Source organism: Terriglobus albidus, assembly GCF_008000815.1.
GTDB lineage: Bacteria > Acidobacteriota > Terriglobia > Terriglobales > Acidobacteriaceae > Terriglobus > Terriglobus albidus_A.
In genome coordinates this window covers 62,157-86,135 of record NZ_CP042806.1, presented here as the reverse complement: position 1 = coordinate 86,135, position 23,979 = coordinate 62,157, and the positions used below count along the sequence as shown (strand labels likewise).

19 protein-coding genes are annotated in these 23,979 nt (G+C 58.9%); 10 read left to right on the top strand and 9 right to left on the bottom strand.

Features of this window, described 5'->3' with window-relative positions; all coding sequences use genetic code 11:
* Positions 1 to 26 precede the first annotated feature (26 nt).
* The 3 genes from FTW19_RS00360 (at position 27) to rbsK (ending at position 3,978) form a co-directional block, all read left to right on the top strand.
* Entirely contained in the window at positions 27 to 1,421 is a 1,395-nt protein-coding gene (locus FTW19_RS00360; protein ID WP_147645730.1) for a hypothetical protein, read from the top strand.
* 90 nt (positions 1,422 to 1,511) lie between these two features.
* Positions 1,512 to 2,828: a peroxiredoxin family protein gene (locus FTW19_RS00355; RefSeq protein WP_147645729.1), complete on the top strand. Its 1,317-nt coding sequence runs from the start codon at positions 1,512 to 1,514 to the stop codon at positions 2,826 to 2,828.
* A gap of 244 nt (positions 2,829 to 3,072) precedes the next feature.
* Positions 3,073 to 3,978 carry a ribokinase gene (gene rbsK, locus FTW19_RS00350; RefSeq protein WP_246153501.1) on the top strand — a complete coding sequence of 302 codons (906 nt, stop codon included), beginning with the start codon at positions 3,073 to 3,075 and terminating at the stop codon, positions 3,976 to 3,978.
* Positions 3,979 to 4,295: 317 nt separating this feature from the next.
* Here the strand turns inward: rbsK and aspS are convergent, their stop codons facing one another.
* The 4 genes from aspS to FTW19_RS00330 form a co-directional block, all read right to left on the bottom strand.
* A complete protein-coding gene (gene aspS / locus FTW19_RS00345; protein ID WP_147645727.1) occupies positions 4,296 to 6,152 on the bottom strand; it encodes an aspartate--tRNA ligase in 1,857 nt (618 codons plus the stop codon).
* 83 nt (positions 6,153 to 6,235) lie between these two features.
* Entirely contained in the window at positions 6,236 to 6,670 is a 435-nt protein-coding gene (gene msrB, locus FTW19_RS00340; RefSeq protein ID WP_246153500.1) for a peptide-methionine (R)-S-oxide reductase MsrB, read from the bottom strand.
* A gap of 37 nt (positions 6,671 to 6,707) precedes the next feature.
* Positions 6,708 to 7,112 carry a RidA family protein gene (locus tag FTW19_RS00335; protein ID WP_147645726.1) on the bottom strand — a complete coding sequence of 135 codons (405 nt, stop codon included), beginning with the start codon at positions 7,110 to 7,112 and terminating at the stop codon, positions 6,708 to 6,710.
* 10 nt (positions 7,113 to 7,122) lie between these two features.
* Positions 7,123 to 8,088 (bottom strand): VWA domain-containing protein, encoded by a 966-nt coding sequence (locus FTW19_RS00330; RefSeq protein WP_147645725.1) that lies wholly within the window; start codon positions 8,086 to 8,088, stop codon positions 7,123 to 7,125.
* Between FTW19_RS00330 and parS the strand changes: the two genes are divergently transcribed.
* Together parS and FTW19_RS00320 are read left to right on the top strand one after the other, a co-directional pair.
* Positions 8,087 to 8,569 carry a type II RES/Xre toxin-antitoxin system antitoxin gene (gene parS / locus FTW19_RS00325; protein WP_187143180.1) on the top strand — a complete coding sequence of 161 codons (483 nt, stop codon included), beginning with the start codon at positions 8,087 to 8,089 and terminating at the stop codon, positions 8,567 to 8,569. The genes FTW19_RS00330 and parS overlap by 2 nt on opposite strands.
* A complete protein-coding gene (locus tag FTW19_RS00320; RefSeq protein WP_147645723.1) occupies positions 8,566 to 9,006 on the top strand; it encodes an RES family NAD+ phosphorylase in 441 nt (146 codons plus the stop codon). The genes parS and FTW19_RS00320 overlap by 4 nt, the downstream gene beginning before the upstream one ends.
* A gap of 222 nt (positions 9,007 to 9,228) precedes the next feature.
* Here the strand turns inward: FTW19_RS00320 and FTW19_RS00315 are convergent, their stop codons facing one another.
* The 5 genes from FTW19_RS00315 to FTW19_RS00295 all read right to left on the bottom strand — a co-directional run bounded on the left by FTW19_RS00315 (position 9,229) and on the right by FTW19_RS00295 (position 18,123).
* Positions 9,229 to 11,682 carry a RelA/SpoT family protein gene (locus FTW19_RS00315; RefSeq protein ID WP_147645722.1) on the bottom strand — a complete coding sequence of 818 codons (2,454 nt, stop codon included), beginning with the start codon at positions 11,680 to 11,682 and terminating at the stop codon, positions 9,229 to 9,231.
* A gap of 77 nt (positions 11,683 to 11,759) precedes the next feature.
* On the bottom strand, positions 11,760 to 14,354 hold the full coding sequence (locus FTW19_RS00310) for a TonB-dependent receptor (protein WP_147645721.1): 2,595 nt from the start codon (positions 14,352 to 14,354) through the stop codon (positions 11,760 to 11,762).
* A 58-nt stretch (positions 14,355 to 14,412) separates the two neighbouring features.
* Positions 14,413 to 15,141 (bottom strand): phosphatase PAP2 family protein, encoded by a 729-nt coding sequence (locus FTW19_RS00305; protein WP_147645720.1) that lies wholly within the window; start codon positions 15,139 to 15,141, stop codon positions 14,413 to 14,415.
* 127 nt (positions 15,142 to 15,268) lie between these two features.
* Positions 15,269 to 16,432 (bottom strand): alpha/beta hydrolase, encoded by a 1,164-nt coding sequence (locus tag FTW19_RS00300; protein WP_246153499.1) that lies wholly within the window; start codon positions 16,430 to 16,432, stop codon positions 15,269 to 15,271.
* 65 nt (positions 16,433 to 16,497) lie between these two features.
* Positions 16,498 to 18,123, bottom strand: a complete 1,626-nt coding sequence (locus FTW19_RS00295) for a putative bifunctional diguanylate cyclase/phosphodiesterase (protein WP_147645718.1) — start codon at positions 18,121 to 18,123, stop codon at positions 16,498 to 16,500.
* 314 nt (positions 18,124 to 18,437) lie between these two features.
* Between FTW19_RS00295 and FTW19_RS00290 the strand changes: the two genes are divergently transcribed.
* The 5 genes from FTW19_RS00290 (at position 18,438) to FTW19_RS00270 (ending at position 23,931) form a co-directional block, all read left to right on the top strand.
* Positions 18,438 to 19,622, top strand: coding sequence for a GGDEF domain-containing protein (locus FTW19_RS00290; protein WP_187143179.1), 1,185 nt, complete (start codon positions 18,438 to 18,440; stop codon positions 19,620 to 19,622).
* 55 nt (positions 19,623 to 19,677) lie between these two features.
* On the top strand, positions 19,678 to 19,911 hold the full coding sequence (locus tag FTW19_RS00285; RefSeq protein WP_147645716.1) for a KTSC domain-containing protein: 234 nt from the start codon (positions 19,678 to 19,680) through the stop codon (positions 19,909 to 19,911).
* A 79-nt stretch (positions 19,912 to 19,990) separates the two neighbouring features.
* Positions 19,991 to 20,287, top strand: a complete 297-nt coding sequence (locus tag FTW19_RS00280; protein ID WP_147645715.1) for a type II toxin-antitoxin system Phd/YefM family antitoxin — start codon at positions 19,991 to 19,993, stop codon at positions 20,285 to 20,287.
* Positions 20,284 to 20,691 carry a putative toxin-antitoxin system toxin component, PIN family gene (locus tag FTW19_RS00275; RefSeq protein WP_147645714.1) on the top strand — a complete coding sequence of 136 codons (408 nt, stop codon included), beginning with the start codon at positions 20,284 to 20,286 and terminating at the stop codon, positions 20,689 to 20,691. Before FTW19_RS00280 ends, FTW19_RS00275 begins: the two co-directional genes overlap by 4 nt.
* A 360-nt stretch (positions 20,692 to 21,051) precedes the next feature.
* The gene (locus FTW19_RS00270) at positions 21,052 to 23,931 is read left to right on the top strand and encodes a bifunctional YncE family protein/alkaline phosphatase family protein (RefSeq protein WP_147645713.1); all 2,880 of its coding nucleotides are present in this window, start codon (positions 21,052 to 21,054) and stop codon (positions 23,929 to 23,931) included.
* The last annotated feature ends 48 nt before the right edge of the window (positions 23,932 to 23,979 follow it).

Here is a 23,979-nt window from a genome sequence, read left to right as displayed (position 1 = left end):
GTCGCGCGTGCAGCCCAGAAAAGGTCATGGACCAGATGGCACGTTTGCGTCTGCCTGTCGTGGTGTTGTTGTTGTCGGCTGCGTTATTCGCCGTAAGTGTTGGAGCATGGAGCGCCCGCGGACAGATAGCCGTGAAGCGTCAGGGATATATTCCCTACACGGATGCGCCGATCCGCTATCTGCAGGATGAGCTGCACGATCCGGTAGCCGAGCTCGAGAAGAAGCTTGAAGCGGGAACGGTGAAGCTCTCGTATGACGAACGCCTGGGCTATCTGCCTGCGGTGCTGAAGGCGCTGCACATTCCGCAGGACTCGCAGACACTCGTCTTCTCCAAGACCAGCTTCCAGTACAAGAAGATCTCTCCGGAACATCCGCGTGCACTCTACTTCAACGACGATGTGTATGTCGGCTTTGTGCACGAAGGCAAGGCGCTGGAGATCGTCTCGTTCGATCCCAACCAGGGCGCTGCGTTTTATCTGCTCGACGCCAATAAGGCAGAGCATCCGAAGTTTGAGCGCGCCGAGCTGGACTGCACGCAGTGCCACATCGCGCCCGGCACTCGAAATGTTCCCGGTGTGCTGGTGCGCTCGATCTATCCATCGCCCACGGGCACGCTGGCGAACTCGACGGAGTCGTTTGTTACCGGGCAGGAGACGCCGATCGCAAAGCGCTGGGGTGGATGGTATGTTACCGGCTCGGCGGGCAGCGAACGTACGATGGGTAATTCCATCATGCCGGCGGGATACGGGACTGCCAATGGACCGCATGGCGATCCCGATCAAAGCCTGCAGCCGCTGGAACAGAGATTTCTCAATGCGGATTACCTGAATCCGCAGAGCGACATCGTGGCGCACCTGGTGCTCACACATCAGACCCAGATGCATAACCTCATCACGCTGACGAACTACAAGACACGCATTGCTTTCTTTGAGCATGCGAAGAAGAACAACGGTGTCGAAGGTTCGCTCACGCCTGAAGAGCGCGCTACGTTTGAGAAACCGGCGGAAGAGCTGGTGCAGTATCTGTTGTTTGCTAACGAAGCTCCGCTGCCCGGGCCAATAGCGGGAAACAACAGCTTTGCGCGGACCTTTGCCTCAGAGGGATTGCGTGACAGCAAGGGCCGCTCTCTACGTGACTTCGATCTAAAGACGCGGATCTTCCGATATCCCGTCAGCTATCTCGTCTACTCGGATCAGTTCGATCAGTTGCCGCAAGAGGCGAAGAGCTATGTCTATCACCGCCTCTATGAGGTACTGAGCGGAGCGGACCAATCGCCCGCATTCCAGAAAATCTCCGCGGCTGATCGCACCGCCGCGTACCAGATTCTGCTCGCGACCAAGCCACATCTACCGGAGGAGTGGCGACAGTCGGCTGCTGCAGCAGCACGGGCAGAAAGGCTATCCCGCCGAAGGGCGGGATAGCCAATTACCAATCGCCCGTATCGCTGCAGTTCACCGACAACCTTTCGCAACAGAACTTCCTTCGCAACTGAAATTCAGGAGAAGCTTGCCATGACATTCCGCAATCGAACTATCGCACTCGCTGCCGTGGTCCTCAGCAGCTCTGCCGTCTTCGCGCAGAACTCACTCGCAGGACGCTGGGACGCGGCCTTCACTCTCAATGGAACGGAGATTCCGTTCCGTCTCGACATCTCCGAAGACGGCCAGCAGATTAAAGGCACACTCTTCAACGGAGACAAGGAGACCGAAACCACAACCGCAGCGAAGCGCAACAACAACGAAGTCGTACTCGACTTTGAGCATTACCTGACGACGATCTCGGCAAACGCCAACGGGGACACGCTTACCGGTAAGCTGCGTGGACGCTTTGAGCGTGAGAAGTACATCGCCGACTATCCCTTCCATGCAACCCGTCATGCTGATGCCACGGCAGCAGCCTCTGCGCAGGCCCCGAATATTGCGGGCAACTGGGAGATTCCGCATGAGACCGCAAAGGGCGAGAAAGCATGGCGCTTTATCGTGAAGCAGAACGGCGCGGAAGCGCAGGCGTCGATTCTGCGTATCGATGGCGACACCGGAGCGTTGACCGGAACTTATAAGAACGGAAGCTGGCTGCTGAGCCACTTCGACGGAGCTCGTCCTCTGCTGGTGCGGGTAACACCCAAGGACGACGGGACGCTGGAGGTGAAGACCGAAGGAGCATACACGCCAACAGAGCCGCTGATTGCATACCGCTCTGACGTAGCACGCAGCAAGGGCTTCGCGGAGCCGGAGAACTACAGCAAGCACACGACCGTGCGCGATGCGAATGAGCGGTTCAGCTTCAAGTTCCCGGACGTGAACGGCAAGCTGGTTTCCAGCGATGATGCCCGTTTCAAAAACAAAGTGGTTCTTGCGATCGTGACCGGAACCTGGTGCCCGAACTGCCATGACGAAGCGCGCTACCTGGTCGAGCTCGACAAGAAGTATCGCGATAAGGGGCTGGAGATCGTTGCTCTGAACTTCGAAGAGCCTGAGCAGCAGGACTCGCTCGCTCGCGAGAAGGCGTTCATCCAGCACTACGGTGTGAAGTACACCTATCTGCTGGCCGGCGCCCCGGCAGAGATGTGGGAGAAGGTCCCGCAGGCGGTCAATCTGAACACCTGGCCGGCGACGCTGTTTGTCGGCAAGGATGGCCGCGTGCGCCTGGTCCACTCGGGCTTCGCCTCGCCCTCGAGCGGAGCCTTCAACGATCAGCTCAAACAGGAATTCACTGCGGAGATAGAAGCGCTCCTCGCAGAGAAGGACGTCAAGAACCTCGCGGACAACGGGACTGCACCGTTGGCTTCGCACACGACGGCGTCGACAAACCATAACGCTTCTTACTAGACCCCTCACGCCGGCAGCGGAGGCCGCGACACCTCCGCTGCCGTTTTTTATGGGGATTGAAGGATTGAATAAGAAATGCACCCAAGGCTTCGCTGCGCGGAGCTTTTGTATTTGCCGTAGAGCATTTTTCCTGTAGGTGTAAAGTAGGGCTTCCGCATCTATGGGCGTTTTCCGCAATGAAGACGCCACTGCACGCTCCTTCCGGGATACCCAGCAACAGGAAAAATGCTCTAGGATGAGGTTCGTGCGGAAGTCGGTGCTGGTGATTGGAAGCCTCAACTTCGATCTCGTCGTGCATGCGGAGCGTATTCCGCTGGCCGGAGAGACCGTTCGTGGCAGCGGATACGATTCGCTGCTGGGTGGGAAAGGCGCGAACCAGGCTATCGCTGCGGCGAGACTGGGGGCGCAGGTGCGCATGGCGGGCCGTGTCGGTAGCGACAGTTACGGCGGCGCACTGCTGGACGGTCTGGATGAGGCCGCGGTGGACGTTGCTGGTGTGCAGGTAAGTGACGGACCGTCAGGGCTGGCGGTGATTACTCACTCCTCCGATGGGCAGAATGCGATTGTCGTACAACCAGGCGCGAATGGTTTAGTCACAGCAGCGGATATCCGTGCGCTTGAGTTTGCCGAAGTCGGCGTGGTCTTGTTGCAGCTCGAGATCCCGATGGATGCGGTGGTTGCGGCTGCACAGGAGGCGCACAAGGCCGGCCTTGCAGTCATCCTCGATCCTGCCCCTGTTGCAGCGCTACCGGAAGAGTTGCTGCGCGCGGTGACATGGTTGACTCCGAATGAGACTGAGGCTGCGCAGCTTGTTGCAGGCTCGATGGAACCGCAGCAAACGGCCGAACGCCTGCTGGCGATAGGATGCCGCAACGTGGCGCTAAAGCTGGGCGAACGCGGAGCATTTCTGATGGGCGCTGATTGTGAGCCTACGCTGGTGCCCGCATTTGCGGTGAAGGCTGTGGATACGACGGCGGCAGGGGACTGCTTCAATGGAGCGTTTGCGGTGCGGCTCCTGGCCGGGGACTCGCCGCAGGCAGCGGCGCGATATGCGAATGCTGCCGCTGCGATCTCGGTGACGCGATTGGGGGCGCAGGTGTCGATGCCGTCGCGGGATGAAGTGGAGGCGTTGTCAGGAAATCATGGCTGAAACTGGTGGGAGCAGCGGGCTTCAGCCCGCTGATAAAAGGTTAGAAATAACTGGGCTTTAGCCCTGGGCCTTCGCTATCTGTAAGGAAAAGGCCCAGGGCTAAAGCCCAGTTATTTGTTAAGCCGGTAGACCGTGGGCTAAAAGCCCACGGCTCCCACCTAATTCGAGCTTCGCTCGAATATCCCACCCATCGCGTGTTGGGTTCCCGGCGAACTTGTTCGTTGGGGTGAGTAGCGATGGATGGGGCACCCAGTGTTGCGGCTCATAAAGAAACCCGCCCTACGAGGGCGGGTTCGATGTTGTTTCCCTTGACTCTGCTAGCTGCGAACCGTGGGGCGCAGGTGGAGTTCCTTCAGCTGCATGTCGGTGGCGTGGCTGGGAGCATCGACCATCAGGTCGATGGCCTTTGCTGTCTTCGGGAAGGCGATGACCTCGCGCAGGCTCTGAGCGCCGGCCAGCAGCATGACGATGCGGTCGATGCCGAGGGCGATGCCGCCGTGCGGAGGCGTGCCGTACTCCAGCGCATCGAGAAAGAAGCCGAAACGCTCCTTGGCTTCTTCATCGCTCATGCCCAGCGAACGGAAGATCTCAGCCTGCACATCCTTGCGATGGATACGGATCGAGCCCGAACCGAGCTCCAGTCCGTTGAGCACTACGTCATACGCCGAGGCCCGAACGGCTCCCTTGTCGTTGAAGAGAGCTCCGGAGATGATGTCCTCTTCGTGCGGCGAGGTGAACGGATGGTGTGCCGCGTCCCAGGTCTTCTTCTCCTCGTTCCACTCGTACATGGGGAAGTCAGTGACCCAGAGGAACTTGTAGTCGTCGGGCGTGCCCTTTTTCTCGAAGAGGCCGTGCTTGTCGGCGTACTTCTTTGCCAGCTCCAGGCGAAGCTGGCCGACGCGCTTCCAGATCCACTGGCGGTCGAAGTTCCACATCTCTGGTGTTTCGAGCTTGGGGGTGACGACTACTGCCAGATCGTTGGACGTAAGGCTCGATCCGTTGAAGGCAACGAGTTCCGCGTTCAGCTTCTCAGAGATAGCATCGGCGAGCGGAACGAACTGCTCGGCGGTGCGCAGGCGGACCAGGTCGAGCAGGTCGAGGCCGCTGTCGCCGAACGAGGCACGAACCTCGCTGAGCAGCGACTTGCGGGCGGTGCTGGAGAGTTCGCCCACCGAAGGAATCACAAAGCCAAGTACAGGTAGCTTCTGCTCGATCTTGAGGGTGGTGCGCAGCTCAGGTGTTAGCACGTCGGTCAGATCGGCCATCGCAGGCAGGCGCATGTCGGGCTTGTCGATACCGTACTTGCGTATGGCCTCGTCGTAGCTCATACGCAGGAAGGGGGTATTGATGGTCTCGCCCACGGCCGAGAAGGAGGCGGTGAGGAAGCGCTCGACGACGGCAAAGACCTGATCCTGTGTGGGGAAGGTCATCTCCAGGTCGATCTGGGTAAACTCCGGCTGGCGATCGGCACGGAGGTCTTCATCGCGGAAGCAGCGGGCGATCTGGAAGTAGCGGTCGAAGCCCGAGATCATCAGAATCTGCTTGAAGATCTGCGGCGACTGCGGCAGAGCGTAGAAGGTGCCGGGATGAACGCGAGAGGGAACCAGGTAATCACGTGCGCCCTCCGGGGTGGAGCGCGTCATGAACGGAGTCTCGATCTCGAGGAAGCCTTCGTCGGAGAGAGTCTGGCGGATGGCCTGGTTGACCTTATGGCGCACGAGGAAGTTCTGCTGCATCTCGGCGCGGCGCAGGTCAATGTAGCGGTACTTCAACCGCATCTCTTCATTCTGAATGGCGTCGTCGGCAGGCGAGAAGGGCGGCGTCTTGGCGTCGTTCAGAATCAGAAGCTCGGTGGCTAGCACCTCGATCTCACCGGTCGGCATCTTGGGATTGACCAGCGATTCGTCGCGCAGGCGAACCTTGCCGAGGGCGGCGATGACGTACTCAGGACGCGAGGTTTCGGCCTTGGCCAGCGCGTCGTGGCCGGAGAGCGACTTGTCGAGCACCACCTGGGTAATGCCGGTACGGTCGCGCAGATCCAGGAAGATCAGGTCGCCGTGGTCGCGGCGGCGGTTGATCCAGCCCATCAGGACGACGGGTTTGCCGGCATCTGCGGCGCGAAGTTCTCCGCACCGGTGTGTGCGGGTAGTGGAACCTAGAAAATCCAGTGTCACGATAGGGTCTATTGTACGAATTCAGGGCCATAAAATCGAAATGGCCCGCAGGTTCGCGGGCCATTTCGAGGTAATGGGCAGTATTACTTGGGTTCTTTGTCGAACTCCAGCGACGCGGAGTTGATGCAGTAGCGAAGACCGGTGGGGCGGGGACCGTCGCGGAAGACGTGGCCGAGGTGGCCGCCACAGCGGGCGCAGGTCACTTCGATGCGGCGCATGCCGTAGCTGCTGTCTTCGTGCGCTTCAATCACATCTTCCGAGATAGGCAGCCAGAAGCTGGGCCAGCCGGAACCTGAGTCGAACTTCTTGTCTGAGGTAAACAGCTCAGCTCCGCACCCTGCACAACAATAGGTTCCATCTTGATGATTCTGGTGCAGGGCGCCGGTAAATGCCGGTTCCGTTCCCTTCCCGCGCAGGATATGGAACTGCTCCGGGGTGAGCAGCTCGCGCCACTCCTGTTCGGTCTTATGGATCTTACCGCTGGTCGTCTGCAGGTCGAGCATAGGGGTTTCGGCCATTGGAATCTCCTTCTGGAGATTTAGACGCCCACGGCGCTTAAGCGGATTCCTTGGCGATGACCTCAATCTCAACCAGCGCGTCTTTGGGCAACGCTGCTACCTGGATGGTAGAGCGCGCCGGAGCGACAATACCTGCCGGGGCGAGATACTTGGCGTAAATCTCGTTCATCGCGGCGAAATCCTTCATGTCCTTGAGGAAAACGGTGGTCTTGACCACGTGCACCATGTCCAGGCCGGCGGCGGCGAGAACAGCTTTCAGGTTTTCCAGCACGCGGACGGTCTGCTCCTTGATGCCGCCTTCGATCAGGTTGCCGGTAGCGGGGTCGAGGGCCACCTGGCCGGAGGTGAAAAGTGTGTCGCCGACCCGAATAGCCTGCGAATAGGGGCCAATGGCGGCCGGTGCTTCCTTGGTGGAGACGGCGGTCTTGTTGATGTCGCTCATGTTGTCGAGTTTACTGTGCCCCGGCTGGTCCGGCCCAGTAGCTCTGACGCGCGCGGAGTTTGGCGTCGGGATAGTCGGGGATGGAGATGGTGATGCGGTGCAGCCCTGGTTCGACGTTGGCCGGAGGTTGGAAACTGAGCAGGTAGTAGTCGTGGATGTGGTTCGAAAGCCGCAACATGCCGTTGTCGAAGCCCTTCTGGGTGGTGAAGTTGATGTATTCGCCGCCTGAGAGTTCGGACAGGGTTTTGGGGACGTTCTTCTTCAGAGCATTGACCGCCATGATCAGCAGGCCAAGGGGCCCAGAGCCCATCTGGCCGTGGAAGAGGCTGTTCACGATCTCGGTCTTACCGGGGTTAAAGCTCACCGAATCAACGACGACATTGGAGCGACCGAGTTCTTCGACGACGGCCTCGGGTTTGACCTTGCTGCCATGGTCGCGCGTCTCCCCAACCAGCAGGATGGCACGGCGGTAGCGACTGGGACGCTGGCTTAGTGCCTCGGCGGCATATTTCACGGCGTCGAGCGTGTTGGCGCCGCCATCCTCACAGGGCTTGAGGGCGTTTAGCGTCATCGTGGTCTTTTCCATGTTGCCGGTGAAGTCCTGCAACAGCTCCGGCCCGGAGGCGTAGCGGGCCACTGCAATGAGTTTGGGTGCACCGCCGACGATGCTTTCCACCATGGTGGCCAGGCCGCTGATGTTGCCGAACTGCATCATGGATTCGCGGCCGCACTCCACCAGGACAAAGAGTGCGATCCCTTGCTGATCGGCGTCTTCATCGAGGCGGATCTTCTGCTCGACCCCGTTATCCTGCACCACAAATTGTTCAGGTTTCAGGCCATAGAGCCGCTCGCCCTTGTAATCGACTGAGACCGGCACCTGCACCAGGTTGGTGTTGACGCGGATGGTCGGGGTTTCCTGCGCGAAGGCGATACTGGGGACGAGGAGGAGAAGCGCGGCGAAGAGGCTCTTCTTCATGGATCTTCAGGATAACTCGACCAGCATTTTGCCATCATTTTTATGGCATAATGTTTACATGAATACCGCCATGGTCCAGATCGGCGATTGGCTTGGCCTCGGTGCTCCGGTGACCGAGGCGGCGGTGCTGAAGATCGTTGAAGCGCGGCTTGCGCCCTCGGTCGTTGGCCGCCTTTCTGAGCTTGGGCTGGAGAGGGCGGAGATCGACGAGGTTGTGATTCCGTCGCGCACCCTGCAGCATCGCAAGGCGAAGCGGGAGAAGCTGACACTGGAGGAGTCTGACCGGGTACTGAGGGTGATCCGTGTGCTCTCGGCGGCGGAGGCAACGTATGGTTCGCGCGAGCGTGCTCTGGCGTGGCTTCGCCGGCCGCATGCGCGCCTGGATGGCCGAGCTCCGCTGTCTCTGCTGAAGACAGACACCGGCAGCCGCATTGTCGAAGAGATGCTGGTACAGATCGACGAAGGCTTTTTCGTCGAGTGATTCTCTGGCGCATCAGCCGCTTCAAAGACCTGAAGGGCGTCGGCGGACAGCGTGCGCCTGGTCGCTGGCACTTTGCCGGCCAGCCGGTTGTCTATCTGGCGGAGCACCCGGCGGCTGCGCTACTCGAGGTCTGCGCTCATACGGCGGCTAACGATGTCCCGCCGGAATTCACGTTGCTCCGCATTGTGGGTCCGACGGTGAAGCTGGATGAGATTCGCGCATCACAGCTTGGTGCGGGATGGCAGCATAATCTCGAACGCACACAGCGTCTGGGGACAGAGTGGTTACGCAAGGCGGAGACGGTTCTATCGAAAGTCCCGAGCGCGATTGTGCCGGAGACAGCGAATTACGTCTTCAATCCATTGCATCGTTCGGCGAAGCGATTCCGGATTGCGGAGAGTTATGCGTATCCGTTTGATGAGCGGTTGAAGCGGTAGATTCGGTCTGTAACTTTTGTCATCCTGAGCAACGCGAAGGACCGCTTTTCTAATTCATACCCGCCGGGGTGGGTTAGGAAGTCACAAAAGCTAAAGCGGATCGAGCTCCGCTCGATACTCCCACATCTCGGCTGTGCCGAGATATGGGGCACCCCAATGTATGGGCAGCACAAAGCAGGTCCTTCGCTTTGCTCAGGATGACAAAGGAAAAGATGGATGTTCCTAGATCTTGTTCACGCGCTGGACGTCGCGGACGCCGTGGACACGGCGGAGATCGTTGACCAGTTTGTTCAGGTGTTTCAGGTCGACGGTCTCGACGACGAACTCGACAGTGGCGGTGCCATCGTCGTTCGAGCGTGATTCCACGCTGCGGATGTTGGTGTCGTCGTCGGAGATGATGGCGGTGAACTCCTTCAGCATGCCGGTGCGGTCGTCGCAGGTAAGGATGAGTTTCACCGGATAGGTGGTCTGGCGGGCGTTCGCCGATGGCGTTGCCGACCACTCTACATTGATGCGGCGGTCGCTCTCGTAGAGCAAATTCTGTACGTTCGGACAGCTTCTCGCGTGTACGGCGACACCCTTACCGCGGGTGACATAGCCAACGATCTCTTCGCCGCGGATGGGATTACAACATCGCGCGCGGTAGACGAGCAGATCGTCCTGACCCTCCACCTGCAGCGAGTCCGATCCTTTGCCGAAGAAGACGCGCTTGACCGCCTCGGACATCTGTCCGGGTGTGGGAAGGGTTGGCTCAGTCTCGGTTTCAACCGGCATGGTGCTGCCGGGCTCCAGCTTGTTGAGCACCTGGCGGGCTGAAAGTTTGCCGAAGCCGAGGCCGGCGAAGAGATCCTCTCCATTGCCGAGACCATATTCGTTGGCAACGCGGGTGAAGTCGGTTTCGGTCAGCTTGGTGATCGCGACCTTGAACTTGCGGCCCTCGCGATCGAGGAGCTTACGGCCTATCTCGATGGCGCGCTCGCGCTGGTGCACGTTGATCCAGTGCTTGATCTTGTTGCGGGCGCGGGAGCTCTTGACGAAGCTCAGCCAGTCACGGCTGGGCGTGTGTCCGGTCTGGGTGGAGATCTCGACGATGTCGCCGTTGTGCAGCTTGGTGCGGAGAGGGACGATGCGTCCGTTCACACGGGCGGCAACGGTCGTGTTGCCGACGTCGGTGTGAATGGTATACGCGAAGTCGATCGGTGTGGCGTCCTTCGGCAGCACCACCACCTTGCCCTTGGGGGTGAAGGTGTAGACCTCCTCTGGGTACAGGTCGATCTTGAGCGTCGACATGAACTCGTTGGGGTCGGTCATTTCGCGCTGCCATTCCATGATCTGGCGTACCCAGGCGAGGCGCTGTTCGTCCTTGTCTGTGACAGATTCGTTGGCCTTGTACTTCCAGTGCGCGGCGATACCTTCTTCGGCGATGCGGTGCATCTCCTCGGTCCGGATCTGCACCTCGAACTGGTGCCCGCCATCGGCGATGAGGGTGGTATGCAGCGACTGGTACATATTGGGCCGCGGCATGGCGATGAAGTCCTTGATGCGGCCGGGGACAGGACGCCAGGTGGAGTGCAGCAGGCCGAGCATGGCGTAACACTCGCCTACGGTCTGGGTGATGACGCGAACGGCCAGAAGGTCGTAGACCTGGTTCAACGGGAGCGTCCCATCCTGCAGCTTCTGCTGGATGGAGTAGAGACGCTTGATGCGGTACTCGACGCGGCCGTGGATGTGGTGTGAGGCGAGCTTCTCCTCCAGGACCTTAACGATGCCCTGCAGGAAGCGTTCGCCCTCGTCGCGGACCTGGTCGACCTCTTTCTCGACCTGCTGATAAGCGACGGGATCGACGTAGCGGAAGGCAAGGTCTTCGAGCTCGCCGCGAAGCTTACCCATACCCAGGCGATGGGCGAGGGGGGCGTAGACGTCGAGAGTCTCCCGGGCGATCTTCTGCTGCTTCTCGGGCCTCAGGTGCTCCAGCGTCCGCATGTTGTGCAGGCGGTCGGCCAGCTTGATGAGCACGACGCGGACATCGGTGACCATGGCGAGAAGCATCTTGCGGATGTTTTCGGCCTGATGGTCTTCGCGGTTGGCGAACTTGATCTTGTCGAGTTTGGTGACGCCCTCGACGATGTGGGCGACCTGGTCGCTGAAGCGGGTCGAGATCTCGTCGGCGGTGACGTCGGTATCTTCCACGGCATCATGCAGCAGGCCGGCGGCGATAGCGGTGGCGTCCAGCTTCATCTCCGCCAGTAGCTGGGCGACCTCGAGCGGATGGATGACGTAAGGCTCGCCGGAGGCACGTTTCTGATCGGCGTGGTTTTCCAGGCAGAAGATCCAGGCTTTGCGGATGACCTCCAGGTCGTCGCCGGGGCGGAAAGTCCGGACGGTCTCCAACAGGTGAGCGAACTTGACGTCAATGCGCCGAGCCGAGACGCTGTCCAGCCAGGTCAGGTAGGGGGTGACTGAGGTGGGCTTGAGGGGAGGGGCCGAGGGCTTTTCCGCCAGAATGCCACTGGGTGAGGCCAGGGAATCGTGGACTGAGGGATCTTCCGGAGCTTTAGGCACAGAAATTGGCTGCTCCAGATCAACGCCGTTGGCGGCGGAGACGGCGCTGGAGGTGATCTCGGGAGGCGTCAATCCGGACCCAGCCTGCGTGGTAGCAGGCCGTGCGATGGCCATGATTGATTCTATCCCCTTAAACAAAAGAGCGGAGAGCCGTTTCCGGCTCTCCGCAAGGTTGGTACCTCGTGCTTCGGTTACTGTCGCGGGGACAGGCCGATGGTGAAGGAGACCATAAAGCTGCGTCCGGGCAGGAGGCCCAAGGTGTCTCCTGAGGCTGGCGTGAAGGCATAACCGATGCGGTTGAGAGGTACCGAGCCAGATGGATTCACGCTGGTGATGTTGTGCTGGTCGAAGAGGTTGTTGACGCTGAAGCGAATCTTGGTCTGGTCGAAGATGGACCCGCGGCGCATCGTGAAGTTCACGTACATGTTAGTGACGTTGAACGGATCGATCGGCACTGCCTGGTTGGCGTTGGTGCCCAGAACCGGGTTCAGGCTCTGGCCACTGGAAGCGGACGGCGTAGCGTACTTGCCGTCGTTCCACATCGAACCGATGCGCTTGTTGAAGATGCCGAGGTTGAGGTACTTGTCCTGGAAGGTCATGCCCAGGCTTTCGGTGTCCGAGGGAGTGCTGGCAACCCAAAGGTTGTAGTTCGGGTTTGAGGCTCCTCCGACCGTCTGGCTGACATACTTCGCTGTCCCGGCGGTTCCGTTAGCGAAGAAGCTCAGACCCTTGGTCAGGTAGACATTGGTCTCGCCTTCAAAGCCTTTCGTGACCGAGTCGCCCTGTGAGGTGTAGTTCACGAAGTTCGGGTCACTGGGTGCTGAGTAGGCGTTGCCGAAGCGTACGTAGTAGACATCGGCACTCATTGTTAGGCGGTGCAGTTTGAGGACCGAGCCGGTCTGGTAGCTCTTCGCATAGCTGGGATCGGGCAGCGTCTTGAGTACAGCGGCCGGGCTGGAGCTGGTCGAAGTCTGGTTGATATCGAAGACGCTGCTGGGCGGAATCACGCTACCGGTGGCGAACTGTCCATAGACCGACCAGTTCGGACGGATGCGGTAGTTGGCATCGACGGACGGCAGTACCGAGTTGTAGCTGGCGTTGTTCCGCACGTACGGAGCGCCGTTCAGGCTGCCGACCGTGGATCCGTTGTCGGCGTACTGCTTCAGGTCCATGGTGTAGTGCGCAAACTTCAGACCGCCCGTCAGGGTGAGCTTATTGGTGGCGTGGTATTCGTACTCGGCGTAGGGCTGGTAGGAGTTGGTCCAGAACTTCTCATGGAAGTTGGGCAGCGGGCTGTCGGCCTGAGTGATGGGATCCTGCGGGATCTGGAAACGGTCGGTTGCTGCCCACTCGTACCACATGCCCACGCGGAAGATGCCGAAGCGCGAGACCTGGCTCAGGCTGGTGATCTCACCGTACTTGCGATAGCTGTTCAGCTTGTCGGTGCCACAGGGCAGAGCTCCGCTGACGGGCGTGGCGCAGTTCGGATCGCTGATGGTGCCCTTCTTCGGCGTGGCAGCGTAGTTCTGCTTGTTGTTGTAGCTGTAGGTATAGGGCTTGGTATCAAGCGACCAGCCGTGGCCGAGCTGCTGCTTGTAGCCGACGTACTCGAAGTCCGTAGGCACATGGTAGAAGTTGTACTTGTAGTAGTTGGCCTGCGTCGGGTCAGTATTCTGCAGCAGGTAGTTATCGCCGTACTGGGCAACCTGCGCGCGCGTGGGTCCCTTGATATTGGGCGTGTTGGAGTCCAGCCAGAGCACGCTGGCGAAGCCCGTCAGGATCTTGTTCTCAGAGAACTTGAACTGGTACTTCAGAGCGCCGGCGTTGCGGGTCTGATAGTTGAAGGTCTGGTAGCCATCGGAGTCCATGTGATGGACATCGATGAAGACGTTATTCCGCTTGGATGCGCCACCGAAGTTTCCCGAGTCATAGTTCACATCGATCAGCTTGGTGTTGAACGACCCGTAGCTGATGCCGCCGCGGATGTTCTGGACGTCGGGCATCTCCTTCGAGAGCAGATTGATGGAGCCGCCGAAAGGCGTCGGGCCAACGGTGGAGGCCGAGCCGGGCGAGCGGTCAAAGTCTACGCCGCCGAGGAACTGCGACGGAAAGAAGGCCCAGGAGTGGTGCGAGGGCGAGTTGGTGTCGTTCCATGGAATGCCGTCGAAGGTGATGTCATAGTTACCGTCGGAGAAGCCGCGGAAGAACATCTTCGCGTCGCCCAGACCTACGCCGTTCGCATTCAGGCTGTAGGTGCCAGGTGCGTTCTGCAGAACTTCGGTGTAATCCGCGGTCGGCGCGACGTAGTTCTGAATATAAGTGGAATTGACTTCGGTGCGGGCGCTGCGGGCGTCAAGCACGCCATCCATCACGGCATAGGCGGCAGCGATGGAATTAGCGTTAGCGGCGTCAACGGTGATCTGCTCGTTGGCGCCGCCAACCTTCAGCGTCAACGTAACGTCCTGCGTATTGCTGGCAGTCAGCTGTACACCCTGGCGTGTGGTGAGGGCGAAACCGGGAGCGGAAGCCTCGACGGTGTATGTTCCCGCGGGCAGGCCGCTGGCGTTGAAGTGACCTTCGGCGTCGCCGCGTACGTTGCGGACAACCTTGGTCTCTTCATTCCGCAGCACGATGGTCGCGTTGGGAATGGACGCGCCGATGGCGTCTTTCAATGTTCCAGAGAGAGTTCCGGTCTGCTGCGCGATTGCAGGCAAACCAAGGGAAACGGCGACAAGCGCCACAGCAAAGGCAGCGCGTGTTCTGTCTAACAGAGAATGTCGAAGCACGAGGGTGTCTCCTGATATTTATCGTTGTTACTTGGGCCGGAAGGTGCAGGTGCAAGCGTTAGTGCGTGTTGCCTGAGGCGGTGCGCAGCTCCTCGCGTGCGGCGGCGAGGTCTGTCTGAAACTTCGGATTGGCAAGCATGTTGCCGAAGGCGGCGTAGGCGATGCGCCGGCTGGCTTCGGTGTCGGCGCGATAGTGAACGCCGCATACCAGCCGGTTGTGCGCATACTCATCGGCGCGCGCCAGAATGGCATCGCGCTTTGCTGGAACCAACTCGGAAAGAGTGAGCGCAAGCATGTAGCCGGAGAGTGAATGACCGCTGGGGTAGGAGTTATGCACGTCGGTCAGCTTGCATACCGGATGAAGCGTCTTATCCGACTGGTAAGGGCGTGGGCGCTGGAATAGTGTCTTCAGCTCTCCGCCAAGAACGGACTGGTCGCCTTTGACATGGTTCGAAAGCTCCGCGATCAGCGGCAGCTTTGCCGCCGTAAACGACGGACCCATGACGCTGCGGAAGACGAAGATATCCTCTTCCTCGTCGTCTGCCTTGGCGGCTGCAGCCTGTGCCGGTGTACGTGACGCTTCGACACGATGGACTTCAGCGAGTTCGGTGCGGGTCTGCGGATCGTTGTCCGACGGTGGCGCCGGAATTAGGTCGGCGATATGCAGCACCTGCGTATTGACGTAGTAGGCGGTATGCTTCGCCGGCGCGGGTGCCGATTGCGCACCTCCACCTGCCTCCAAAGACAGCAAGATTGCCAGAGAAGAGACAACTATTCTGTTGTTCACAATGGGCTGAAAATAGCCAAGAAATGTGAATAACAGGTGTGGCGTCTATGAATGACAGGTTGATTTGCCCTGTTTTGGCTTGATTTCTGTGGAACTTAAGGATGGCTTAAGTTTGACCGTGCGGAAGCTAACGCAACAGACCTGCCTGGGGGATCTTTTTCTGGTGGACCCACAGCAATAACTGATCGAAGGCGCGGCCGACTTCGTCGGCATTCATCGTGCAGTGACCTTCGCGATGAACGTAGGTTTGCACGTAGTTGTTGCCGAAGCCTGCCTCTTCCACCATGCGGCCGTACAGGGTCATGGGAGTTGCCGGTACAAGGGGGTCAAAGACAGTGTGCAGTGCCAGCATCGGCCGGGTGAGCTTTCCCGTAGGGGTGTACCACGTGGCGACCCATTTGCGCGCCTTGTCGTCGGCAGCGTAGCGGCGTACACCATCGTTGAGGGCGTAGTCGGTATGGGGGTCTTCGCTGGATCGGGTATAGATGTAGTTGCGGTTCTCGAAGGGGTTGCCGCCGGCCTTCCTCTGGAAATCGGCCATCTGCCAGGTGATGTACATCATCAGGTTGGCCACCTGCAGATCGGTGTGTTCGTAGGTGATATCCCGCATACTCGCGGCGGCGGCGGGCTTTGCCTTCAGGGCAGCGAGGATCTTCTGGCGCAGGCCGTCATTCTCGATGAAGTCCTGCGGTGTCGGCACCAGCGGAGGGAAGATGCCGGGGAAGAAGTAGTCGAAAGCAGCACGCCAGGCAAATCGGCGCGAGGCCCACTCGTAGGTTGGTTCCACAGCTCCGCAGAGATCGAGACCGGCGACATATGGCTTGGGATTCAGCTCCAGCGTCATCATGGTCAGGGCTCCGCCCATGGAGCCTCCGGCGACGTAGGTCTCTTTCGGCTGACCGTACTTCTTAGTGAAGTACTTCCGCAGATGTTCGGTCTCAGGATAGGCGGTCTGCAGGGCCCACCCGGTCTGGGAGTAGCCGCTCTGGATCACGGCGAAGCCGCGTTGGAACATCGGCCGGGCCTGATCGTGCAGTTGCGCGTCAGAACGATAGTGAAATGACCGCTCGCTGTAGCCGTGGTAGAAGACGACCAGGGAGTGGTTCCAGTTTGCCGGAACATCGATGCGGTAGGCTGCATTGCCCATGGAACCGGTCTCAACGGTGCCGGACTGGGTTTTCAGGATGTTCGGTGGCGTGCTCGGACCCTCTTCGATTTCAGGGGTGCGCTGGGCAAATCCCGTGGTTGCCAGCCAGAGGCTGGAGATGAGAAGCAAAACAACTGGGCGCATGGGTGAAGCCATTGTAAGCGGAAGATACGTCGTGCAGGCTACGGGAGTTCGTGCCTGCGATCAGGTTATCCCTTTTCCTGGTGATCCAGCAGGAACCCGGTCAGTTCCGGCAGGAACATGGGCCGAGCCAGCAGAAAGCCCTGCGCGGCATCGCAACGCAGATGGCGCAGCAGGTCGAGCTGCTCGGGTAGTTCGACACCCTCCGCCACGACCTTCAGACCGAGTTGATGGGCCATGCGCAGGATGGACTCCGCCAGGGCCGCGCTGTCTTTATCCACCTGGATATCGGTGACGAAGGCGCGATCCATCTTGAGTTTGTCGATAGGGAAACGCCGCAGATAGCTGAGGGAGGAGTATCCGGTGCCGAAGTCGTCGATGGCGGTGGCGATGCCATGCTGGCGCAGCAGGTGGAGCGAGAACGCTGCTTTCTCCGGATCATCCATCAGGGAGCCTTCCGTGATCTCCAGCTCCAGGTTGCCGGGAGCGACCTCGTACTTCTCCAGGGTGGAGACGATCATCTCCACAAGGTTGTCCTGCTGAAACTGGCGGGGAGAGAGATTGACGGCAAAGCGAGGGCTGTACTCGAGGGTGGAGCGCAGGTCTTTGAGCTCGCGACAGGCCGTTTCAAGAACCCACTGGCTGAGGGGGACAATAACGCCCGTTTCCTCGGCGACAGGAATGAACTTCGCCGGAGAGATAAATTCACCCGTCGGCCTGCGCCAGCGCAGAAGAGCTTCCATGCTGACGACTTCACCTGTCTGCAAGTCGAACTCCGGCTGATAAGCCAGCAGGAACTCGTTGCGTCCGAGCGCATGGCGCAGATCGTTTTCAAGCGCCAGCCGCTCCAGCAGGGCTTTGTCGACTTCTGGATTGAAGATGCGGAAGTCTCCCCGTCCCGCGGCTTTGGCGCGGTCGAGCGCGGTGTCGACCTTGCGAAGCAGGGTGGATACGTCGGCGCCGTCATCAGGATAGACGGCTACGCCGATGCTTGAGGTGATGTGGATCTTGTGGCTGCCGACGGTGAGCGGCTCCGAGACTGCATGCAGGATTTTTCGGCAGATCGCGGAAAGCGCGCCTTCCTGCTCGATCTTTGGCAATACGGCGAGGAACTCATCGCTGCTGATACGCGCGAGGGTCTCGCGTTGACCGACGACGGTACGCAGGCGCTGCGCGGTCTGCCGCAGGATCAGGTCGCCTACTTCGTGTCCGAGCGTATCGTTGACGCCTTTAAAACGATCCAGATCGACCAGAGCTACGGCAAACCTTCCATCCGGGCCGCAGCGACGGATGCTGTTGCGGATACTGATCTCCAGTTGCGACCGTGTCTGCAGACCAGTCAGAGCATCGATTCCGCTGGAAGCCTTGCTGCTGGCCTGCTTATCTATCAGCAGGGCGACATTGCCCACGGCAAGTCCACAGCCCACCATGGCGACAACCAGAGAAACTCCCAGCATGATGGCCGGGTGCCGTGTGCCGAAGCTGCCGGCGGGAGAGAAGGAGGTCAGATGGTAGAGCGACCAAATGGCGCAGGCAAGTAAGGCGCCGCCGATTGCAGCCAGAAACTGACGCCTCTGCGGAGTCAGGTCGGCGCGCCTCGCGCTCAGGCGCAGCAGCCAGCATGCGAGCAGCAGGGTGGCAAGCACCAGCACAGCCCAGAACAACATGGTTGTTGTCGATGGGTTTTCAGGCATTCGGGCTCATCCCGTCTTTGGTCTCCACATCGAAACTGCATTGGCACATTTGGACCACGCGGCTCAGCTCTGCAGGATACGGAAAAGCGACTGCCCATCAGATAAATTGCCGCCCGAAAAGATCCGATCGGGCCGGCGGCTCTCATCATATGTTATTTCCGAACGAAGAGAAGCCTGAGTACCAAAACGGTTTCCATGGAAACGGATTACCAAACTGGTACTGGAGTGACGGACCCCTGCGTTGTTACAATCTCGCTGTCCGCGACCTGCGGCCTCACCATCAGGCCAGTTTCTCTGGTGTGGCCGCTCCTGCCATGAATACGTACAACCTCTTGCTGATCAATGCGCTTACCATGCTGGTTTATGCTGCGGGGCTCTGCTCGCTGCACATCAGCTACCGGCGGGCGCGCGGCATCTGGTGGTTCATGGTTTCGTGCGTTGCCGCCGGCGCCTCCAGCGCTCTGATTGCGGGCCACGGCCTTTTTTCGAGGAATCTCCATCTCGGTCTCAGCATGCTGTTGCTACCGGTGAGCCTGTGGCTGCGCCATACGGGCTTCGCCGAGTTCCTGCATGTCAAAACCCGTCATCTATGGACGAATGCCGTTCTGGTCGCTCTCTATGCCGGTTTTCTGATGTGGTTTGTCGTACTTCGGAATGAGCCGCTCCGTGGCTTTCAGTTACTCTCGGTGATTCTGGCGATTCAAACCGCGCTGAGTGTCGAAGTATTGCTGCGATTCGGTATCGAAGAAAACCGCCTGCTGCGCATTCTTACAAGTATCGTGATCTCCCTGGTCGCCCTCTTCCGGCTGCTCTGGCAGGTGGTTGAGATCCGTTCCAATGTTCTGGGAGTCTCCGGCGAGTCCATCGCTCATGCGCAGTGGCCGGTCAATATGCTCTTCAATGCGGCCACGATCTTCTGCTTCGTCGGGATCTTCGTCAGCCAGATGGGGCTGGATCTGCGCGAGATTGCCAGTACCGATGCCCTGACCGGAGCCTTGAACCGCCGTGCACTGGAATCCCAGGCCGCGCGCGAAATGGCCCGCTGCCGCCGTTACGGCTTTCCGCTGTCGGTCGTCGTTTTGGACCTTGATTACTTCAAGCTGTTGAACGATACTCACGGTCACAACGCCGGTGACGCCGCTCTGTGCCTGGTGGTGCGTGATCTGCAATCGGCGCTTCGCGGGACGGACCTTCTCTGCCGCTCGGGTGGAGAAGAATTTCTGATTCTTCTGCCTCATACGGACAATGCCACCGCGTTGCATCTGGCTGAGCGTCTGCGCAAGCGTATCTCGCAGATCGTGGTGCCGGTAGAAAACAAGAAGGTCGGCGTTACCGCCAGCCTGGGTGTGGCGAGTTGGAATGGAGCAGCTGAAAGCTGGACGACGATGGTGAAACGTGCCGATGCCGCGCTCTATCTGGCAAAGAATGCCGGCCGCAACCGGGTCGTCACGGGAGAAGAGCATCCTTCGTCTGCGGAGACGAGCGAGCAGTTAGCTTAGGTCGTACATCCGTTTCCGGAACCTGTCTTATCCATGGTGGGGGTACTCCTGAGAGATGAGGCGGCGAGCGGTGGAGTCGGAGAGCATCGCCTCAATTGGCTACGACGCGAGCCGGAACGAGTTAGAGATCGAGTTTCGCCAAAACGGATCGGTGTATCGGTATTTCGGGGTGTCACCTGAGGTGTACATCGAATTTATGGCAGCCGAATCTAAGGGAACCTATCTCAACCAGGTGTTTAAACCCAGAGAGCATCGGTATATTGTGGTGCGCGAGGGCGGCCAAAGGTAGGCGACAGCATCATTCCCTTGGGCAATACGTTTGCTCAGTGTAGCCAAAATGGCTACACTGAGGTTTCGGAGGCATTCCTATGCGACAGGTGTCTTTACGGGAATTCCGTACGCGAGGCTCAAAGGCGCTGAAAGAGGTACCACAGGGCGAGACAGTCCTGCTGGCTGGGCAGGATGGTCCTGTCTATTTCCTTGTCCCGGTACTCGATGATGTGATTGCGGAAGACCGCGAGCTTCGTAGAGCGCTGGCAAAGGCTAGCCTGCGTAAGAGTTGGAGACTCGCTGAAAAGTCCCGAGCTTCGAAGCTGAGCGAAGAGGAAATCGAGCAGGAGATCAAGACTGTTCGTTCTCGCCGTATTCAACGAAAGAACAAATGAGGCTGATCGTTCTTGATACGAATGTTGTAATCTCTGCTGGCATTAACACAGGTGCAGCCCCTGCACTTGTGATGGATTGGGTGCTGGAGGGGCTAGTTCAGACTGTGACCAGTCCGTGGACCGTAGCTGAATATCGAGAAGTCGCCCAGCGAGAAAAGTTTCGTCGTTATGGTTTTCCGCCATTCTGGCTGGAGTTCCTGATTGCTGAAAGCCTGCATCTGTCCGACCCGCCGGCTTGGCCTCTCCTAATGCCAGATCCAAAGGATGCTCCATTTCTTTCCCTTGCCCATATGGCAGGTGCGTGGCTTATTACTGGTAACTTGAAAGATTTTCCAGTTTCAGCCCGGCGCGGAGTTATGGTGCTTTCACCGACGGAATACCTGAATCGGTTGACCGAGGGTTAGAGAGAAAATTCCATCAAGCGGAATTTCGTAGTGCAAGTTGCAGATGATGCACACGGTGGGCAGTTTTGCGGGCACCCAACCCACGATATTTACATCGTTGTGCCATCGTTGGAGTTCATCATTCATTGCAAGTTGTGGTGATATATTTTTTCGGAACTCGGCGTGAGATTCAGGCGATGGACAGCGGTATTCCGCCGAATCATGCCCGGGTTAGACAAAGCCGGCAATACAGCCCCTAAGTTGCATAGATCGATTCGATTGCTGGAACAACCGTGAGATTGCCGTTTTGCTTAGAGGCAGGGGCAAAAAAACAAATATCTCGTTATCTTGCGGGATGTAAACAGTTGAAGAGGAGATTCGATGGAATTCGCAAGGTCTAGGCAAGTTGGCGTTCTGGCTGTTTCTTTACTTCTTGGCCCGGCGTTTTCGTTCGGTCAAGCGGCGCCTGCGCAGACAGGCAGTCCCGATTTCAACACCGCGGCGCCGAAGGATGAGGCGGTTTCGGCCGGAACGGTTACGGCTTCAGGGCATGGGGCAACATCCCAATCAGGCGGTCCGAACCGTACCGTGGGTCTGCAGCAGGATGGTTCGATCGTCGCATCGGACAACCAGACGCTGACCCCGGCCGGCAAGATTGTTGAACTCGGCTCGCCCGTACGCGCCAAGGCGATTGCGCTCAATCCAAATCGAGCAATTCACAGCGCTGCCGTGCTGCTTATGGGGTCGCCGCAGCCAATCATTGTGTTCGACACCGTAACCGGGAAGGTTCTGCAGCGCTTCATTCCAGCGGATGCGGCAGCCTCCGCCAAAGAACTGACAGCGGGCTCCTTTACGGGAGTCACCTACTCCGCCGACGGCACGAAGCTCCTCTTCAGCCAGGACAACAATTACGTCGTCATCGCGAATGTAAACCGGCAGACAGGCTTGTTGAGCAACGCGCAGAGGGTTAGTTTGCCTGAGCCACCTGCCGACGGTCGTCCCTATCACAACGCGAAGTCGATCAACCCTGGCGGCATCGCCTTTTCTGAGGACAATAAGCGCGCCTATGTGGCGTTGAATGTCACGAACACGCTCGGCGTAATCGACCTGACGGCGTCTCCTGCCAGGCTTATCAGCCAGATCCCTGTCGGCAATGTTCCGAACAGCGTCCTGGTTCGGGGGAACTACGCCTATGTCAGCAACGAGGGTGGCCGGCCGGCAACCAGCGCTGACTTCACGAACTATTCTGACGGCACGCCGATTGTGGTCGACCGTAAGGATGCCTTTACTCTCACCGGCACGGTCTCTGTCGTAAATCTCGCGCTGGGCAAGGAAGAGAAAACGATCTCCGTTGGTCTGCATCCGGCCGGCATGACGATCTTCGGCTCCACTCTGTACGTGGCCAATGCTTATAGTGACAGCTTGTCGGTGATTGATCTCAAGACGGATAAGGTCGTACGCGCCATTAACCTGAGTGTTCCGATCGCCGGTGGCGTATTCGGTTCTGGGCCCAATGGTGTTGCCGTAACCGGCGATGGGAAGGCCTATGTGACGCTGGGCCAGGCGAATGCCGTGGCTGTCATCAATCTCCTGACCCGTGATGCGCACCCAGTCATCGGTTATATTCCGACTGCCTATTTCCCGACTTCCATCTCTTACGACACAGCGCAGAAGCAACTTGTGGTGGCTGACGACAAGGGACTGGGAGCGCGGGAGATCGCGAACATGAAGGATGGGATCCCGCACTATAACACCCATGCCGACATGGGCGTCGTGAACCTGATTCCCGAGCCAAACGCCGGCGAGTTGGCGAAGCTCAGCAAGCAGGTCTTTGACAACAATCATTGGAACCTGACGACGAATATCGAAGTCGGAAAAGAGTACATTGATCTCCATGCGGTGGCGGTTGCGGTTCCCAAACACATCGGCGAGCCCTCACTCATCAAGCATGTCTTTCTCATCATTAAAGAGAATCGTACTTACGACCAGATACTAGGTGATGTTGCCTGGGGCAATGGCGCTCCCGCGCTTGCGGTTTTTGCCTCAGCGGTGCCGAATCAGCATGCCTTCGTGAAGCGCTTCCCGCTGCTCGACAACGTCTACGCGCCAAGCCGCCAGTCCGCGGACGGCCATCCGTGGATCGGGATGTCGGGATCGTTCTACTCCAATGACATCTTGTCTCCGGACTGGATTCGTTCTTATCCAGGTGGTGGGGCAGACGATCCTTTGACCTACACGCCGAAAGGTTTCTTATGGACAGCTGCGGAAGCCAAGGGACTTACGTCGAAGCTGTATGGCGAGTGGAGCAGCGGCACGACCATCGCCCGTAAGGCGGACGGTTCCGCCTACACCTGGACCGATTTCTATAACACCTCACTGTGCAAGGAAGGGAAGGCGCCGGCTGAGAGCTGCATCGTTCCGGATGACGCCGTCAAAGTAACTTCGTCGATCCCCTCGGCGGCGAAGATCATGGATCCGCACTATCCGCCGTTCAACCTCGACATTCCAGACCAGTACCGCGTCGACTACTGGATCAAGGACTTCCAGCAGCTGGACGCGGCCGGTCAGGTTCCCAATCTCACGATTCTTTGGCTTCCCGACGATCACACTGCCGGCACCTCGAAGGGCCATCCGTATCCCATCAACTACCAGGCAGATAACGATCTGGCTCTCGGCCGCATGGTGGAAGCCATCAGCCATAGCAAGGTCTGGGCTCAATCGGCCATTTTTGTCGAGGAGGACGACTCGCAAGGTGGTACCGACCATGTTGATGGCCACCGTCAGCCGGTCTATGTAATCAGCCCGTATACGGCGGCTCCGAAGGAGCCAGGGAAGGGCAAGACGATTCACACGACTTATACCGCGGAAAATATCAACCGCACGATCGAGAACATCCTGGGCACGCAACCGCTCACGCAGTTCGATCTGGTGGCTTCGCCGATGTTTGACGCATTCCAGAACACGCCGGACCTGACGCCCTACGACGTCTGTCCTGCTGTGATTGCTCTGGACGAGGGGCCCGGTTTGAAGGCCGGCAAGGACGCTTCGGAGACTCCGCTACAAAAGGCCTGGTTGAAGGCCACTGCGGAGGTGATGAAAGGCAAGTACGACAAAGCAGATTCAGTCGATCCGAACTTCCTCAATCACGTGACCTGGTATGCGACAACAGGATGGGATCGTCCCTATCCGGGCGAAGACAAGGTGCTGATGCCCGGCCCCTTCGTCAAAGCCGCGAAAAAGTATCACGACAACGACGACTAGAGCCTTCCGTGTAGTGGCGTTTTCCGCAATGAAAACGCCACTACACGT